17 protein-coding genes are annotated in these 16,428 nt (G+C 70.9%); 10 read left to right on the top strand and 7 right to left on the bottom strand.

The genetic code is table 11. The features are described from left to right. The first annotated feature begins 310 nt into the window (after positions 1 to 310). The gene (gene ctaJ / locus ACTOWY_RS04405; protein WP_185002102.1) at positions 311 to 565 is read left to right on the top strand and encodes an aa3-type cytochrome oxidase subunit CtaJ; all 255 of its coding nucleotides are present in this window, start codon (positions 311 to 313) and stop codon (positions 563 to 565) included. Next, positions 552 to 1,028 carry a DUF5130 family protein gene (locus tag ACTOWY_RS04400; protein WP_441308298.1) on the top strand — a complete coding sequence of 159 codons (477 nt, stop codon included), beginning with the start codon at positions 552 to 554 and terminating at the stop codon, positions 1,026 to 1,028. The genes ctaJ and ACTOWY_RS04400 overlap by 14 nt, the downstream gene beginning before the upstream one ends. A 66-nt stretch (positions 1,029 to 1,094) precedes the next feature. Here the strand turns inward: ACTOWY_RS04400 and pepN are convergent, their stop codons facing one another. Then, positions 1,095 to 3,656, bottom strand: a complete 2,562-nt coding sequence (pepN, locus tag ACTOWY_RS04395) for an aminopeptidase N (protein WP_441308297.1) — start codon at positions 3,654 to 3,656, stop codon at positions 1,095 to 1,097. A gap of 167 nt (positions 3,657 to 3,823) precedes the next feature. Between pepN and ACTOWY_RS04390 the strand changes: the two genes are divergently transcribed. The 4 genes from ACTOWY_RS04390 (at position 3,824) to ACTOWY_RS04375 (ending at position 8,028) form a co-directional block, all read left to right on the top strand. Continuing rightward, positions 3,824 to 4,438, top strand: coding sequence for a mycothiol-dependent nitroreductase Rv2466c family protein (locus ACTOWY_RS04390; protein WP_441308296.1), 615 nt, complete (start codon positions 3,824 to 3,826; stop codon positions 4,436 to 4,438). A gap of 113 nt (positions 4,439 to 4,551) precedes the next feature. Beyond that, the gene (locus tag ACTOWY_RS04385) at positions 4,552 to 5,925 is read left to right on the top strand and encodes an aldehyde dehydrogenase family protein (RefSeq protein ID WP_441308295.1); all 1,374 of its coding nucleotides are present in this window, start codon (positions 4,552 to 4,554) and stop codon (positions 5,923 to 5,925) included. Positions 5,926 to 6,009: 84 nt separating this feature from the next. Next, positions 6,010 to 7,383, top strand: coding sequence for an L-serine ammonia-lyase (locus ACTOWY_RS04380; protein ID WP_441308294.1), 1,374 nt, complete (start codon positions 6,010 to 6,012; stop codon positions 7,381 to 7,383). 441 nt (positions 7,384 to 7,824) lie between these two features. Further along, on the top strand, positions 7,825 to 8,028 hold the full coding sequence (locus ACTOWY_RS04375) for a cold-shock protein (protein WP_185002108.1): 204 nt from the start codon (positions 7,825 to 7,827) through the stop codon (positions 8,026 to 8,028). A 78-nt stretch (positions 8,029 to 8,106) separates the two neighbouring features. Here ACTOWY_RS04375 and ACTOWY_RS04370 read toward each other — a convergent pair whose 3' ends face one another. From ACTOWY_RS04370 to ACTOWY_RS04360, 3 genes are all read right to left on the bottom strand, one after another. Continuing rightward, the gene (locus ACTOWY_RS04370) at positions 8,107 to 9,099 is read right to left on the bottom strand and encodes a hypothetical protein (RefSeq protein WP_221489858.1); all 993 of its coding nucleotides are present in this window, start codon (positions 9,097 to 9,099) and stop codon (positions 8,107 to 8,109) included. A gap of 180 nt (positions 9,100 to 9,279) precedes the next feature. Continuing rightward, positions 9,280 to 10,095, bottom strand: a complete 816-nt coding sequence (locus tag ACTOWY_RS04365) for an MBL fold metallo-hydrolase (protein WP_441308293.1) — start codon at positions 10,093 to 10,095, stop codon at positions 9,280 to 9,282. Positions 10,096 to 10,108: 13 nt separating this feature from the next. Next, positions 10,109 to 10,870 carry a 2-phosphosulfolactate phosphatase gene (locus ACTOWY_RS04360; RefSeq protein WP_441308292.1) on the bottom strand — a complete coding sequence of 254 codons (762 nt, stop codon included), beginning with the start codon at positions 10,868 to 10,870 and terminating at the stop codon, positions 10,109 to 10,111. A 66-nt stretch (positions 10,871 to 10,936) separates the two neighbouring features. On the opposite strand from ACTOWY_RS04360, the gene ACTOWY_RS04355 reads away from it, so the two are divergent. From ACTOWY_RS04355 to ACTOWY_RS04345, 3 genes are read left to right on the top strand one after another with little or no spacing between them, the layout of a single operon-like run. Next, positions 10,937 to 11,410, top strand: coding sequence for a ribose-5-phosphate isomerase (locus ACTOWY_RS04355; protein WP_247759185.1), 474 nt, complete (start codon positions 10,937 to 10,939; stop codon positions 11,408 to 11,410). 17 nt (positions 11,411 to 11,427) lie between these two features. Then, positions 11,428 to 11,775: a hypothetical protein gene (locus ACTOWY_RS04350; protein WP_441308291.1), complete on the top strand. Its 348-nt coding sequence runs from the start codon at positions 11,428 to 11,430 to the stop codon at positions 11,773 to 11,775. 19 nt (positions 11,776 to 11,794) lie between these two features. Beyond that, positions 11,795 to 12,601 (top strand): Fpg/Nei family DNA glycosylase, encoded by an 807-nt coding sequence (locus ACTOWY_RS04345; RefSeq protein WP_441308290.1) that lies wholly within the window; start codon positions 11,795 to 11,797, stop codon positions 12,599 to 12,601. On the opposite strand, the gene ACTOWY_RS04340 is transcribed toward ACTOWY_RS04345, so the two are convergent. Both ACTOWY_RS04340 and ACTOWY_RS04335 read right to left on the bottom strand, forming a co-directional pair. Beyond that, the gene (locus tag ACTOWY_RS04340; RefSeq protein ID WP_441308289.1) at positions 12,602 to 13,348 is read right to left on the bottom strand and encodes a hypothetical protein; all 747 of its coding nucleotides are present in this window, start codon (positions 13,346 to 13,348) and stop codon (positions 12,602 to 12,604) included. Positions 13,349 to 13,451: 103 nt separating this feature from the next. After that, positions 13,452 to 14,660 (bottom strand): GNAT family N-acetyltransferase, encoded by a 1,209-nt coding sequence (locus tag ACTOWY_RS04335; protein WP_441308288.1) that lies wholly within the window; start codon positions 14,658 to 14,660, stop codon positions 13,452 to 13,454. 58 nt (positions 14,661 to 14,718) lie between these two features. Between ACTOWY_RS04335 and ACTOWY_RS04330 the strand changes: the two genes are divergently transcribed. Then, on the top strand, positions 14,719 to 15,423 hold the full coding sequence (locus ACTOWY_RS04330; RefSeq protein ID WP_441308287.1) for a maleylpyruvate isomerase family mycothiol-dependent enzyme: 705 nt from the start codon (positions 14,719 to 14,721) through the stop codon (positions 15,421 to 15,423). 415 nt (positions 15,424 to 15,838) lie between these two features. On the opposite strand, the gene ACTOWY_RS04325 is transcribed toward ACTOWY_RS04330, so the two are convergent. Then, complete coding sequence (locus ACTOWY_RS04325) at positions 15,839 to 16,417, bottom strand: suppressor of fused domain protein (protein ID WP_441308286.1); 579 nt, start codon at positions 16,415 to 16,417, stop codon at positions 15,839 to 15,841. Positions 16,418 to 16,428 lie beyond the last annotated feature (11 nt).

Genomic DNA, 16,428 nt, shown 5'->3' with positions numbered 1-16,428 from the left:
CGTCTCCCATCGGTGGGATGCTGCTCTGCGTGGAAGAGTCTGCGTGCACAAGACCCGGATAGGTGAAAAGTAGAAGCCTGGCTCGCCGCAGACAAGCCGCCAAAGCGGCCGCCATTTGCCGCTGTTCGGACCGGGGCCGATTGGCCCAGCAGGCTCGGCCGGTCGAGTGGCATCGGGGCGTCGGGGAGGTGCCGGTCACACTTCCGGGTTACCTTCCGCGGCCTCCGGCCGAAACCTGGCGAATCCCCCCAAACGGCGGCACGGGGACCACTGCCAGCGGGGCCGACAGCCACCATCTACAGTTGCCGCCGTGACCGTCCTGGAGACCATCCTCGTCTTCGCGGGGATCCCGTTGGCGTTGTACCTCGGGATCACCCTGCTGACGATGTGGCCTGACTCCAGCCGGGGCCAGCGCTACCGGCCCGGCCAGGAGTGGCCCCACGAGCCAGTGTGGTGGAGTGCCAACCCCGCAGGCCTGACCACCTCCGCCGCTCCCGCGGCGCACGACAACGAGGCGGCTGCGGCCGCCGGTACCGCTCGGGGAGGTGCCCGTGGCAACTGGTGAACTCGCGCCTCGCGTCGACCCCAAGGACCTGGCCATCGGTGAGGTCCTGATGCCGCACGGCCGGGTGTCCTCGGCCCGGCACGTCAGCGACGCAGGCCCGAAGCTGCCGTTCAGCCCGGTCCAGCTGGCCACCCTGGACGAGGCGCTGACCCTGTCCAGCCGCAGCTCCGGCCTGGACTTCAGCATTTACCTCGGCGACCTGGGCGAGGACATCCACGCCCGCGCCCAGGAGTTGCACGGCAGTCTCGGCGCCAAGGCCGCCAACGCGGTGCTGGTCGCGGTGTCGCCAGGGCAGCGCGTGGTGGAGATCGTCACCGGCGCGGAGTCCGGCCGGCGGCTGGCCGACCGCGGCTGCAAGCTCGCGGTGATGAGCATGGTCGCCTCCTTCAAGGAGGGCGATCTGGCCGGTGGCCTGGTCAGCGGCCTGCGCATGCTGGCAGACCAGGCCGGTCCCAAGCACTGACCGACTGAACTGACCGAAGCGGCGGCGTCACCCTCGGGCTGAGGGGGACGCCGCCGCTTCGGCTTGTCAGGAGCGGTCGAACTCGCGGGCGGCCAGCGCCCGGACGATCCCGGCCCGGCCCTCGTTCACCAGGCGCAGCAGCGCGGGCGGGTGGGTGTCCGAGGCGATCCAGGCGTCCGCGGCCTTGACCGTGGCCTGCTCCACCGCCCAGGACGGGAACAGGCCGACCACCACCGGCATGGCCCGGTCGCTGCCGCGGCGCTGCCAGACCTCGGACACCTCGGCGAAGTAGCGGCCGGTGTACCCGGCGAGCAGCTCCTTCTGGCCGGGGTGGGAGAAGCCGTTGATCAGCGACTCGTTGGTGGAGTTGGACAGCTCGTCGTCGTGCACGGCCCGCCGCCAGGTCTCCGCCTTGTTCTCCTCGGTCGGGATCAGCGCGGTGGCCAGCTCGGCCTGCCGCTGACCGGTGGCGGTGGCATCGCGCGCCAGCTCGGCCGCCACGTCGGTCTCGTCCGCGCGGGCGTGCGCCACCAGGGCCCGCAGCACCCGCCAGCGCAGGTCCGCGTCCACCACCAGGCCGTCGAGCACGTTGGTGCCGTCATACCAGCCCTGCAGCACCGCCAGCTCGGTCTCGCCGAGCACCGAGGAGGTCAGCGCGTTGGCGAAGGCGAGCTGGTGGTCCGAACCCGGTTCCGCGGTGGTGGCCAGGTCCAGGATGCGGGTGGAGAAGCGGGACCAGCCCTCCGGCCGCCAGGACGGGTCGGCGTAGGAGGACAGCGCGGTCTGGGCCTGGGCCAGCAGCCGCTGCACCACGCCGACCTCGGTCTCGGCGTGCACGCCGCCGAGCACCAGGGTGACGAAGTCGCGGGCCTTCAGCTCGGCCTCGCGGGTCATCTCCCAGGCCGCCGACCAGCACAGCGTGCGCGGCAGCGGCTCGGTGATGTGCGCGATCCGGTCGATCAGGGTGACCAGCGAGTCCGGGTCCAGCCGCATCGTGCAGTAGGTCAGGTCGTCGTCGTTGACCAGCACCAGCTTGCCGCGGTGCACGCCGACCAGCTCGGGCACGTCGGTGCGCTCGCCGTCCACGTCGACCTCGACCCGGTGCACCCGGACCAGCTTCCCGTCGGCGTCGTCGGCGTAGACGCCGATGGCCAGCCGGTGCGTGCGCAGCTCACCGGCGCCGGGCCGGGCGCCGCCCTGCAGCACCGCGAACTCGGTGAACCTGCCCTCGGCGTCCACCGCGAAGCGGGCCCGCAGCGAGTTCAGGCCGGTGGTCTGCAGCCACTGCGCGCTCCACCAGGACAGGTCCCGGCCGGAGGCCTGCTCCAGCGCGACCAGCAGGTCGGCCAGGGTGGCGTTGTCCCATGCGTGCTTGTCGAAGTAGACCCGCAGCCCGGCCAGGAAGTTGTCCAGCCCCACGTAGGCCACCAGCTGCTTGAGCACGCTGGCGCCCTTGGCGTAGGTGATGCCGTCGAAGTTGACCTCCACGGCCTCCAGGTCGGGCATCTCGCAGGCGACCGGGTGGGTGGAGGGCAACTGGTCCTGGCGGTAGGCCCAGGACTTCTCGATGTTGGCGAAGGAGGTCCAAGCGTGCTTGTACTCGGTGGCCGAGGCCTGCGCGAGCACCGAGGCCCAGGTGGCGAAGGACTCGTTCAGCCACAGGTCGTCCCACCAGCGCATGGTGACCAGGTCGCCGAACCACATGTGCGCCATCTCGTGCAGCAGCGTCTCGCAGCGGCGCTCGTAGTCGTAGCGGGTGACCCTGGAGCGGAAGATGTACTCCTCGCGGAAGGTCACGCAGCCCGCGTTCTCCATCGCGCCCGCGTTGAACTCCGGCACGAAGCACTGGTCGTACTTGCCGAAGGGGTAGCGCACCCCGAAGGCGTTGTTGAAGAACTCGAAGCCCTGCTTGGTCTCGGTGAACAGCCGCTCGCTGTCGGCGAACTCGGCCAGCGAGGCGCGCACGTACAGGCCCAGCGGGATCTCGCCCTCGCTGTCGGTGTACACATCGCGCCACTCCGCGTACGGACCGGCGACCAGCGCGACCAGGTAGGTCGACATCGGCTTGGTGGTCTCGAAGACGTGCTTGGCGCCGCCGTCGACCTTCTCCACGACCTCGGTGGCGCTGTTGGAGAGCACCTTCCAGTCCGCCGGGGCCAGCACGGTGAGCTGGTAGACCGACTTCAGGTCCGGCTGGTCGAAGCAGGCGAACATGCGCTTGGCGTCCGCGGTCTCGAACTGGGTGTACAGGTACACCCCGTCGTCCACCGGGTCGACGAAGCGGTGCACGCCCTCGCCGGTGTTCATGAACCGGCAGTCCGCCTCGATGACCAGCTCGTTGCGCTCGGCCAGGCCGGGCAGGACGATCCCGTCCTCCTCGCGGAAGGCGGAGACGTCCAGCTCCACGCCGTTGAGCACGGCCCTGCGCACCCCGGCCGCGACCAGGTCGACGAAGGTCTGGGCGCCGGTCTCACGGCTGGCGAAACGGACCGTGCTGGTCGAGCGGAAAGTGTTCTCGCCCGGCCCGCCGGAGCCGTTGGTGAGGTCCAGCTCGATCGCGTAGGACTCCACCTCCAGCAGCGCGGCACGCTGCTGTGCCTGCTCGACCGTGAGGTTCGGTGCGGCCACGGGTCACCTCGTGTTCTTGCTCTTGGGGATGCACGACGTCAGGCATCAAACCACGAACGTCGAAACGGTTTCCCGACTCCGGGAAGAGTTCGCCCCCGCGCGGGGTTGGTAGCAGGCAGGACGTGCTGCCAGTGGCTCGTCAACAGTCATAAACCGAAAGAGGCGTCATGAGCGGTGAGACCCCCCGCGTCGACTTCTACTTCGACCCGATCTGCCCGTGGGCGTGGATCAGCTCGCGGTGGATCCTGGAGGTCGAGCAGGTCCGCGACATCGACTTGCACTTCCGGGTGATGAGCCTGTCCGTGCTGAACTCCGGCCGCGATGTGCCGGAGCAGTACCAGGAGCTGCTGGACAAGGGCTGGGGGCCGGTCCGGGTGGCCATCGCCGCGGCCAAGTCGCACGGCCCGGACATCCTCCGCCCGCTCTACACCGCGCTGGGCACCCGGATCCACAACGAGGGCCGCGGCGGCGACCTGGACGGCGTGATCAAGGAGTCGCTGGCCGAGCTGGGCCTGCCCGCCGAGCTGGCCGAGGCGGCGAGTTCGACCGAGTACGACGAGGAGCTGACCGCCAGCCACCACGCGGGCATGGACCCGGTGGGCATGGATGTGGGCACGCCCACCATCCACGTGGACGGGGTGGCCTTCTTCGGCCCGGTGCTGTCCAAGATCCCGCGTGGCGAGGACGCGGGCAAGGTCTTCGACGGCGCCCGGCTGCTGGCCGGGTACCCGCACTTCTTCGAGCTGAAGCGGACCCGCACGGAGGACCCGGACTTCTCCTGAGTCCAGGCGCGGACCGCCCGCCGGTGTGGCAGGCGGGCGGTCCCGCGGTCCCTTGTGGACACCACCTGGTTCGCTACCCGAACTCCCAGCACAACCCATGACACCCTGATCCCATGGCGAACGAACTCATCGAGGTGGTCAACCCGGCCACCGAACAGGTCATTGGGTCGGTCAAGGCCAGCACCGCCGCCGAGGTGGACACCGCGGTCCGGGCGGCGCACGCGGCCTTCCCCGGCTGGGCGGCCACCCCGCTGGCCGAACGGGCCGCGATCGGCCGCCGGATCGCCGAGGGCGTCGCGGCCCGGCGGGACGAGCTGGCCGAGCTGATCACCGCCGAGATGGGGTCGCCGATCAGCTTCTCCACCAGGGTGCAGGCCAGCCTGCCGGTGGCGGTGGCAGGCGGGATCGTGGACCTGATCGACGGCGGCTACGACTTCAGCGAGGAGATCGGCAACTCGCTGGTGCTGCGCGAGCCGATCGGCGTGGTGGGCGCGATCACCCCGTGGAACTACCCGCTGCACCAGGTGGTGGCCAAGGTGGTGCCCGCGCTGGTGGCAGGCTGCACCGTGGTGCTCAAGCCGAGCGAGGTGACCCCGCTCACCGCCGAGGCCTTCGCCGGGATCGTGCGCGAAGCCGGGGTGCCGGAGGGTGTTTTCCACCTGGTGCACGGGTTCGGACCGACCGTGGGCGAGGCGATCGTGTCGCACCCGCTGGTGGACATGATCTCCTTCACCGGCTCCACCGCAGCCGGGCGCCGGATCTCCGCGGTGGGCGCGGAGACGGTGAAGCGGGTTTCGCTGGAGCTGGGCGGCAAATCCGCCAACATCATCCTCGACGACGCCGACCTGGCCGCCGCGGCCAAGCAGGCCATCGCGCACTGCTTCATCAACAGCGGCCAGACCTGCACCGCGCGCACCAGGGTGCTGATCCCGGCGCGGCTGCACGACGAATTCGTGAGCCTGCTCACCGACGTCGCGGCCAAGTACACCCCCGGCGACCCCACGGACCCGGCCACCAGGGTCGGCCCGATGGTCACCAAGGCCCAGCAGGAGCGGGTCAAGGGCTACATCCAGCAGGGCATCGACGAGGGCGCCACGCTGGCCATCGGCGGCGCGGACACCCCGGCGGAGACCCCGGTCGGCTACTACGTCCGGCCGACCGTGTTCGCCAACGTGCGCAACGACATGGTCATCGCCCAGGAGGAGATCTTCGGGCCGGTGCTGGCCGTGCTGCCCTACGCCGATGAGGACGAGGCGGTGGCCATCGCCAACGACTCCATCTACGGCCTGGCCGGCTCGGTCTACTCCGCCGACGCCGACCGCGCGCTGGCCATCGCCCGGCGGATGCGCACCGGCCAGGTGGACGTCAACGGCGGCGCGTTCAACCCGGTGGCGCCCTTCGGCGGCTACAAGCAGTCCGGCAACGGGCGGGAGATGGGCCTGCACGGGCTGGAGGAATTCACTGAACTGAAAGCCATTCAGCGTTAACCAGGCCACTCCGCCCGCCATGTCACACTCGTAGGTGACCGGATGGGGCCGCCGCCCCATCCCCACTCAACGGAGCGTGGCGAGTTGGCAATCAGCGTCTTTGAGCTGTTCAAGATCGGTATCGGACCGTCCAGTTCCCACACGGTGGGGCCGATGCGGGCCGCATGCACGTTCGCCAACGGCCTGAAGGCGGACGGGCTGCTGGCCGACACGGTGACGGTGCGCTCGGAGCTGTTCGGCTCACTCGGCGCCACCGGCCACGGGCACGGCAGCGACAAGGCGGTGCTGCTCGGCCTGGAGGGCGAGGATCCGGAGACGGTGGACACCGCCTCGGTGGAGCCGAGGGTGGCCGGCATCCGCGAACGGCGCAGGCTGCGGCTGCTGGACAGCCACGAGATCGCCTTCGAGGAGCGGACCGACCTGGTCATGCACCGGCGCAAGTCGTTGCCGTACCACCCCAATGGCATGACCTTCGCCGCCCTGGACGCCACCGGGCAGGTACTGCGCTCGCGGACCTACTACTCGGTGGGCGGCGGTTTCGTGGTGGACGAGACCGCCGCGGGCGCCGACCGGATCAAGGTCGACGACACCCCGGTCCGGCACCCCTTCCGCAACGGCGTGGAGCTGCTGGAACGCACCATCGAGACCGGCCTGCCGATCAGCGGCGTGATGCTGGCCAACGAGTTGTCCTGGCGCCCGGAGGCCGAGGTGCGTAGCGGCCTGCTGCACATCTGGCAGGTCATCCAGGACTGCGTGCGCAGCGGCTGCGCGCGGGAGGGCACCCTGCCCGGCGGGCTCAAGGTGCAGCGGCGGGCGGCGGGGCTGTTCCAGACCCTGTCCAACGAGCACTACACCACCGACCCGCTGCGGGTGATGGACTGGGTGACCCTGTTCGCGCTGGCGGTCAACGAGGAGAACGCCGCCGGCGGCCGGGTGGTCACCGCGCCCACCAACGGCGCGGCCGGGATCGTGCCCGCGGTGCTGCACTACTACGCCCGGTTCGTGCCCGGCGCCACCGAGGACGGCGTGGTCCGCTTCCTGCTCACCGCGGGCGCCATCGGCCAGTTGTTCAAGGAGAACGCCTCCATCTCCGGCGCCGAGGTCGGCTGCCAGGGCGAGGTGGGCTCGGCCTGCTCGATGGCCGCGGCCGGTCTCACCGAGGTGCTGGGCGGCACCCCGGAGCAGGTGGAGAACGCCGCGGAGATCGCCCTGGAGCACAACCTGGGCCTGACCTGCGACCCGATCGGCGGCCTGGTGCAGATCCCGTGCATCGAGCGCAACGCGGTCGCCTCGATCAAGGCCATCACCGCCTCCCGGATGGCGCTGCGCGGGGACGGCACGCACTTCGTCTCGCTGGACAAGGCGATCAAGACCATGCGCGAGACCGGCGCCGACATGAAGGTCAAGTACAAGGAAACCGCGCGGGGCGGCCTGGCCGTCAACGTGATCGAGTGCTGAGCCCCTTCGCCGGATGACCCCGCCCCGGGTCCTGACGGCCCGCAGAAACGCTGTCAGGGCCCGGAAACCGGCCTGCCGGACCGGACCGGGACGGCCCGATGGTCCAGTGGCGCGGGCAGCCCGGCGCGGCCCTTCGGGTGATCGGAAAATCATGGCCTCGCCCGGCCACTGGCTGTGCCGGGCCGACTACTCCGGCTCTGATCACTCAACGGCCTGGTCACGCGCCCGTCGACCTGGTTCGTGGCCCCCGAACGGGTGATCGGCGTCCGGTGGAATCCGTCCAGGTCATCAGGGTTCTCTTCGTGCCCACCTGTTTCCCGTCGGTGTCACCCTGTAGCGTCATGGCCGCTCGCATAGTCCACGAGGCCTGCTCGTGGGCGGCGCGGGGGTGAGACGGGTCCACTGCCATTGGTGGCCCCGCTCGCATTGACGAGGAGTTTTATGGCAACCGGCAAGGTCAAGTGGTTCAACGCGGAAAAGGGCTTCGGCTTCATTGCCCAGGACGGCGGCGGACCTGATGTGTTCGTGCACTTCTCGGCGATCCAGGGCTCGGGCTACCGCTCCCTTGAGGAGAACCAGGCAGTGGAGTTCGAGGTCGTCCAGGGTCCCAAGGGTCCCCAGGCGGACCGGGTCAGCGCTATCTGATCCCGTCTCGACGCACCGCGGGCCCGCATCCGTTGCTGGATGCGGGCCCGCGGTTTGTCCGGAGCTGGTCCTAGGCCGTCAGTCCCAGTCCCAGCGCACGCCGTAGATGCCGGGCGAGACGTCCAGCGAGACGAAGTGCGCGGTGTTGGAGGCGCCCACCCACAGCTCCTGCACGTCCTGTTCGGGCGCGTTGGCGAGCTGGCGGTGGTAGCGGAAGCAGCGCGCCGGGACCATGGCCGGGTCGAAGTGCACCTGGAGCACGTAGTCCCGGGCGGGAGTCCGGAAACGCCGGTCGTAGAAGTGCGCGGGAGTGGTCGACTGGCACTCCAGCTCGAACTCCATGATCGTGGTGTCCCCGGCGGAGAGCACCCGGTCGAGCACCAGCTCGGCCACCATGAAGTTGCTCTCCGGGTCGAAGCGCACCCGGCCGAGCCTGCAGTAGCGGGTCGAGGTGATCAGCGGCGCCGGCCGGTCCGGATCGTCGCCGCGGTAGTAGAGGAAGTGCCGGGAGACCTTGTCGACCTCGGCGCGCACCACCTCGCGCACCCGCAGGCTCTTCTCCGAGCGGTCCGCGCCCAGCAGGTACGTGTCGTGCACGCTGAGCCGGGTCAGCTGTGCGGTGGAGGGGACCTCCAGCCGCTCCAGCAGCTTGGTCAGGCCGTCCGGGGATTCCCAGAGGCGTTCGGTGTCCAGGCTGCCCGGGGTGTGCGAGAGCCACCGGCCGCGCGGACGGCGCGGACCGAGCAGGCTCATCAGTGAATTGGCCGGCAGGCGCAGCACCTCTTCGAGGATGTGCACGCCGCGCAGCGAGTCCGGCCGCTCCGGGCGGCTACGCCCATGCCGCCAGTAGCTCAGCGTGGTCAAGCTGACCTTCACGCCACGCTGGGCGAGCCGGTACTGAATCCGGTCCAGGCTGAGCCCGCTTGCCTCGATCGCGAGGTGCAGGGCTCTGGAGAACGGGCCCTTCTGCAACACTTCGGCCAGCTCACGGCTGGGTTCGGGCAAAGTGGGCGAGCCGTTGGCGTACACCGGCCTTTGCGCAGTCGTGGTCGGCTGCGGCTCTTGGTGCACGAGCACCTCCTCGCCACGTGGCAGGCAATCACAGGGTGTCACCTACGACGCTGACTTGACACTTGTCACACGGAGCATAGTTCAGCTCACCGAGCCAGGCGAGGTGAAGCCCGATTGAGTAGGTACTGTCGGACTTTACGCAACAGACCGCTGGCTCAGCGTCACAAGTATCCGGTGCCGTTAGGCGTAGCCAGGGTTAGACCTCACACTTTCGAGTGCATCTGCGGTGAAGTCTTCAGGGTAAGGCGATTTACGCAGCGCCGCAGCCCGGTCCAGCCGCCCCGCGCTGACCTCGGCACACAGCTCGGCCACCCGGCTCAACTCGGCCAGCTGCTCCCGCACGAAGGCCCGGTCCACCGGCTCGCCGTGCCCCGGCACCACCACCGCCGGTGTCAGTTCCAGCACCTGCTGCACCGCCGCAGGCCAGGCCAGTGGCCAGGATCCCTTGAAGGCGGGCGGCGCGCCCTGCTCGACGAGGTCGCCGGTGAAGACCACCTCGACCTCGGGCAACCACACCAGCAGGTCGTGGTCGGTGTGCCCGAACCCGGCTGGGAGCAGGTGCGCGACGCGTCCGCCCAGGTCCAGTTCGACCGGCTCGCGCACCGGGTGCGTCGGCGGCACGATCCGGGCGGCCAGGATGGCCTCGGCGATCGCGGGCCTGCCCTGCTCGCGGTAGTACTCGCTCCAGGCCTTCCGGTCCTCTTCCGCACCCGCGACCAGCGCCGGTCCGCAGCGTTCGTGCGCCCAGATCTCGCACGGCTCGAACGCCTGCGCGCCGAAGCTGTGGTCGAAGTGCGCGTGCGTGAGCACCACCCGCCAGGGCAGTGGGGTGACCTCGCGGACCGCGGCGGCCAGCTCCGCGCCCTGCACCCCGTCCCCACGGGTGTCGATCACCAGGCAGCCCGTCTCGCCGAGCACCAGCCCGGTGTTGAGATCCAGCTCGGTGTGCCTGCGCACCAGCACGCCCTCGGCGACCTCGACCCAGCGACCGTCCACCGCACGTCCTCTCCTAGGCGCCGAAGATCCCGTCCACGAGTACCGGGGCGACGGTGCTGCTGTCTACCGCCCCGGCCAGTTCGACATCCGCCGACAGCCCGGCCTCGGTCAGCTCCCGCCCGGACACGCAGTCCGCCAGCAGTTCCGGCACCCGGTTCGCCACCGCGGCGAAGGCGGTCGCGGCCAGCTCGGCCTCGCCGGATCGCCCGTGCCGCAACCCGTGCGCGATCGCCCCGGCGCCCAGGTAGTCCTCCAGGGAGGGGCGCAGCGGCCGCTCGGGGTTGATCCGCCAGCGCTCACCGCCCGCGATGATCCCGATCGGCCGGTCCCCGGCCAGTTCCAGGGCCTTGGCCGCCACCGCGCTCGCGTTGCGCAGACACCCGGCCAGCACGGTCGCGCCTGCCGCGGCCGCCCGCGCGCACAGCGTGCCGCCGTTGGGGGAGGACAGCCCGAGCAGCGTGCCCGCGGGCACCCCGGTCAGCGAGGACGGCCGCAGCGACCACTTCTCCTTGGTGGCCACCGACCCGGTCGGACTGGTGTAGAGCCCCAGCCCGGCCATGATCGCGCCCCGGGCCTCCGCCGCGGCCTTGGCGGCCTCGTCGTCAACAGCGAAGGGCAGCACCCGCGCGCCCCGGCCGACCACGACGTCCACCGTGGTGGTGAACACCAGCACGTCCACCACGACCAGCACCGCGCAGTGCGGGGCCAGCGCCGCCACGCCCTCGCCGCCCCATTCCAGCCGCACCCGGTAACCGTCCTGCTCGAAAACCGTCATGTGACCAGCCTCGCAAAGGCGACCGCCCAGGTCAGGCGAATATCGGGGCTGGCAGACTGCGTGCCCGTGCGCGTTTACCTTGGTTCCGACCACGCGGGCTTCGAGCTGAAAAACCACCTCGCCGCCCACCTGTCCGAGCACGGCCACGAGGTCGTCGACGTCGGCCCCCACACCTACGACGCCGAGGACGACTACCCGCCCTTCTGCGTGGAGGCCGCCCGCCGGGTGGTCGCCGACGAGGGCAGCCTCGGCGTGGTGATCGGCGGCTCCGGCAACGGCGAGCAGATCGCCGCGAACAAGGTCCCCGGCTGCCGTGCCGCGCTGACCTGGAGCGTGCAGACCGCCCAGCTCGCCCGCCAGCACAACAACGCGCTGGTGGCCGGGGTTGGCGCGCGGATGCACAGCACCGAGGAGGCCACCGCGATCGTGGAGGCGTTCCTGGCGGGGGAGTTCTCCACCGAGCCGCGGCACGCCCGCCGGATCGGACTGCTCACCGAGTACGAGCGCACCGGCGAGCCGCCTGCTTTGCCGAGCGCCTGACCGGGTAAGCCAGCCGGGTGAGTCGATCTCGAACCACCTGGCTGGCCACCCCGCTGGTCGCGGTCCTTGGCACGCTCGCGGGCGTGCTGGTGCTCTACTTCGGCGAGGCGGCCCTGGTGCCCTGGCTGTCCGGGCCGGGGGATCCGCCCTGCGGGCAGCCGGACTGCGTGCTCGGCGTCGGGTTGCAGATGATGGCCGCCGCCGTGCTCCTGGTGCTGGTCGCGGCGGTGGCCGGGATCTGGCTGGGGCGTCGGCACCGGGACACCGCGGACCGGGCTTCGGCCGTGCTGCGCGGGTTCGTAGTGTGTGGCTACTGCGTGCTGGCCTACGCGATCCAGTCCGTGATCGCCTGGTGGCCGAAGTAGCCGACGAGGAGCGCCGACGTTGCCCGAGGGCCACACCCTGCACCGTTTCGCCCTGCTGCACCACCGGCAGTTCGCCGGGCACCGGGTGGCGGTGTCCAGTCCGCAGGGTCGCTTCGCCGCCGAGGCGGCCGTGCTGGACGGGCGGGTCTTCGAGTCCGCCGAGGCGCACGGCAAGCACCTGTTCCACCACTACGGCGATGTCACCGTGCACGTGCATCTGGGGCTGTACGGGACTTTCAGCGAGAGTGAGCTGCCGGTGCAGCCGCCGCAGGGCCAGGTCAGGATGCGCCTGGTCGGCCCGGGGCACTGGACGGACCTGCGTGGCCCGACCGCCTGCCGTCTGCTCGGGGACACCGAACTGGACATCCTGCGCGCCCGGCTGGGCCCCGATCCGCTGCGCGCGGACGCCGAACCGGACCGGGCCTGGGCGAAGATCGGCAAGTCCCGGACCTCGATCGCCGCGCTGCTGATGGACCAGTCGGTGCTGGCCGGGGTGGGCAACGTCTACCGGGCCGAAGTGCTGTTCCGGCACCACATCCCGCCGTTGCGCGCGGGCCGCGATCTCACCCGCGCCGAGTGGGAGCTGATCTGGGCGGACCTGGCGGTGCTGATGGCCGACGGCGTGCGGGTGGGCCGGATCGACACCGTTCGCCCCGAACACCTGCCCGAGGCGACCGGCCGGGCGCCGCGGGTGGACCGGCACGGCGGCGAGGTCTACGTCTACCGCCGCGCCGGACTGCCCTGCCTGATCTGCGGCACCCCGGTGGCCATGGCCGAGCTGGTCAGCCGGAACCTCTATTGGTGTCCCGGCTGCCAGCCCGACTGATCACCAGTCGTCGCCGCCCCCGCCGCCGCCACCCCAGTCGCCGCCGAAGTCGCCGAAACCGTCGGCCAGGCTGTCGCCCATATCGCTGAGGCCGTCGCCGATGCCGCCGATGACGTCCCCGGCCATGCTCGCGATCGCGACACCCGCCATGCCGGCGAACATCGCGCCGAAGAGCAGGCCCGCGCCCGAGCCCCAGGAACCGGTGGCCCTGGCTGGCTTCCAGATCGGCTCGCTGTACCAGCCCTGCGGCAGCGGCCTGCCTGCCACCATGCCGCCGGGGAAGTAGTGCGGGGTGTGCGAGCTGGGTGTGCGGGACACCGCGTACTGGTGGCCCTCCACGCTGACCTCGCGGTCCTCCGACACCGTGCCCGCGCCGCGCTGGCCGTTGAGGTCGGGCAGCTCCGGTCCGGGGTCCATGTCCATCGCGATACGCGCGGCCCGCACGTAGTACAGGCCCTCCATCGCGGTCTGCTTGGCCAGCTGGGCCTGGGCCGCCGAGGTGGCCTGTTCGATCTGCGAGCCGGCCGCGGTGTAGCTGCCGGAGGCGTCGGAGAGGGCCTGCCGGGCCGCCTCGTTGGTGCCGACCAGGTTCAGCACCTGGCCGCCCAGCCGCTCGTTCCAGCGGCGGGCCTCGGCCTTCTCGTCAGCGAGCTGCTGCTGGGCGCGCGCGGCCTTCTGCCGGGATGCGTAGAGCACCCCGCCGACCACCACCACCGCGATCAACAGCAGCACGATTGCGGTACCCAAGGGTGCCTCCCGTTCGCAGGGCGCCGCGGGTGGCCCCCGCGGTCACCCTGTCCAACGGCACCCCCGGCGCTGGGGTTCCCCACAGTGGGGTGAACCAGCGCACTCAGAAGATCTCCATCGTGTGCGGGGCGGGGTCGACCAGGAAAGCCCTGCTCAGCGCGGCCGCCGCGGCGGGCCGGTGCTCGTGGACCCGACCGGCGGCGGCCAGGGTGCTCAGCCGGACCCCGCCGAGGAAGGCCGAGCCCAGCGCGGTGCTGCTCAGCGTCAGCTCGGGCGTGTCCTCGGTGCGGGTCAGCTCGGCCCGCCCGCCGGTGTCGATGACCAGCCGCCACCGGCCCGCGTTCCACGGGCAGAACTCGTCGGTCAGTTCCAGCACGGTGTCCAGCGGGCCGGTGTAGGTGCGCATCGGCAGCGCGCGGTCCACCTCGACCAGGCGCACCCACAGCGAGTCCTCGCGTTCGGTCTTGGCCGCGCGCGGATCGGCCAGCAGGTGCCGCAGCGGCTCATCCGGCGCGCAGCCCCAGTAGTTGATCGAGCTGACCAGGTCGGAGTCGAGCAAGTGCCGCCAGATCGCGGCGTGCCCGGCCGGGGTGGCGGTGACGATCTCCTGCACGTCCAGGCTGAGTCCGTCGTGCGCGGCGTTGACCCGGAACAGCGCGTAGCCCTCGGGATGCACCGCGAACCGCCAGGCCTGCTTGCCGCCGCGCTGCGGGGGACCGTCGAGCAGCCGGTAGTGCCAGGTGTCCTCGTCCCGTTCCAGCCAGCCGGTCCGCTGCTCGGCCACCTTGGCGTGCAGTTCGCGGATCAGCGGTTCGGCCACCGTCCTGGACACCTCGCGCACCCGGTCCGTACCGGTGTCCACGGTGGGCAGGAACCGGGCGCCCTTGGCGATCTCGACCCGGCTGGCCTCCACCGCGATCCCGTAGCCGAAGCGGCCGTAGATGCCGCCCTCGGAGGCCCACAGCGCGGCGAGCGGGTCGGCGCCCTCGGCGTGCAGGTCGTGCAGCAGCGAGCGCATCAGCCCGGTGAGCGCACCCCGGCGGCGGTGCCCCGGCGCGACCGCGACCATGGTGACCCCGGCGAAGGGCTGCGGGCCGGTGCCGGGCAGGGTGATCCGGCGCGGCCAGACGCCACCGCCGCCGATCAGCTCGTCCCCGTCGAAGACGCCGCGGAAGCGGGCCGGTTCCCACAGCCGCAGCTGGGCGGCGCGGGTGGGCTCGTCGGCCTCGGCGTAGAAGGCGGTGCGGCAGATGTCGAGGTGATCGGACAGGGTCTCGGCGGTGAGCGGGCGGACCGTCAGCGGTGAGGTCATGCCGTGTTGCTACCGCAGGTCCTGGACGGGCGCGAACGGATTTGGGCAAGGTGGGGGCATGCGCCCCGAATCCCTGGCTCTCGCGTTGCGGGTGGCGATCGGCGAGTTCCGGGCCGCCGTCACCACGGCCCCGCCGGACGCGCCGGTACCCACCTGCCCAGGCTGGACGGTGGATCAGTTGACCGCGCACCTGGGCCAGGTGTTCGCCCTGGTCGTGGACTGGATCCGGACCGGCCGCCGCCGGGCCCCGATGCCGGTCCCCGCGGCCCCGCTGGACCACTTCACCGTCTCCGCCGAGAACCTGCTCGACCTGCTGGACCCGCGCCAGGCGGACCGGCCCTGCGCGACCTGGTGCCCGTGGGACCACACGCTGGGCTTCTGGATCCGGCGGATGGCGCACGAGGCGGTGATCCACCGCGCCGACGCCGAGTCCGCGCTCGGCCCAGTCAGCCCGGTGCCTGCCGGACTGGCCGCGGACGGCGTGCACGAGCTGCTGACGCTGTGGCTGGGCACCCGCCAGCCGCCCAGGGTCGTGGGCGAACACGTTGTGCGCCTTGAGGTTCCTGGCCGCGCCTGGACCATCGGCCTGAACCCGTGGGTGATCGACTACCACGACGGCGGCGAACCGGACGCGGTGCTGCGCGGCCCGGCCTCCGCACTGGACCTGTGGCTCTGGGGACGCGGGGACGCCGCGGAGCTGACCGTCGAAGGCGATCAGTCGGCTGTGGCCGCACTCCGCGCCGCCATCGCCGCGGTCACCTGAACCCCTGGGCCATCCAGGTGAGATTCACTCGACGGCGGCCGGCAACTGTGCCCGACCGGGGATCCGCGTGACCACCCATTCAGAGCAGAAAGTCGTCACGCTCAGCTATCACCCGAGAAGGGTGTTGCGGCCAGATGGCGGCAAGATCGATGTCACTGCTTGTCACCGTTGCGGTCGGTGTTTGCCGACTACGAGGAGTGCTCATGTTCTCACTCGTTCGAGAAGCGACAGCCGCGCCAATTCCCGGTTAACTATTGCCCGTGCGGCCCGCGACCCGCACAGGAAACAACGAACACAATCCCCGAGAACAGCTAGCTCGAAGGAGTGGACGTCACCGTAGGTGGCTGGGTAGCAAGGCGCCGTGCTGGTGTTCCTCCCCGTAAACGGGACACCAGCGCGGCATTCACCATTTCTTCTATTCGAACTGGCGAGCCGCGGAAACACCGCTCCGGCGGAAATCCGTGAGATCCGGGTCCTCGTTCTCGAATGCCTTCTCCAGCTGCGCCCAGCCGATACGCAGCGCTAACTCCGCCTCGCCGGTGGTGATCGGGATCAGCCAGGTCAACTGCACCGGCCGGTCGGTCACCAGCACCGTCCGGAACTCATCCGGCAGATAGACCGGTAACGCCGCGTAGAAGGCGGTCAGCCCGCCGACCGGGAAGATCTGCCCCCTCGGCCCGATCACCTGACCCCGGTCCAGCCCGCGTCCGGTGCCCAGCAGTTCGGCCCCGACCTGGTCCAGCAGCGCGGGCACGAACTCCTGCAGCTGCTCGTCCCTGGTGTGCATGACCAGTTCCTGGCACACCCACCCGCCGCCGGGCAGTTCCAGCCGGGCCGCGGACAGCCCGACGGTCGCGTGCGTGCGCACCCCGCCGAAGGGCCGGTCCGGCCCGAACTGGGCGATCCGGAACGGCATCGGCGCGCCGGTGTCGTCGGTGTCCCACTCGTGTTCGGGCGGGCCGAGGTAGTGCTCCAGGTGTCGGTTCAACTGCACCCGGCGGAGTC

Origin of the sequence: Crossiella sp. CA198 (assembly GCF_052078295.1) — a bacterium.
GTDB lineage: Bacteria > Actinomycetota > Actinomycetes > Mycobacteriales > Pseudonocardiaceae > Crossiella.
The sequence above is the reverse complement of the archived record's forward strand: the minus strand, read 5'-3'. Positions and strand labels throughout refer to the sequence as shown.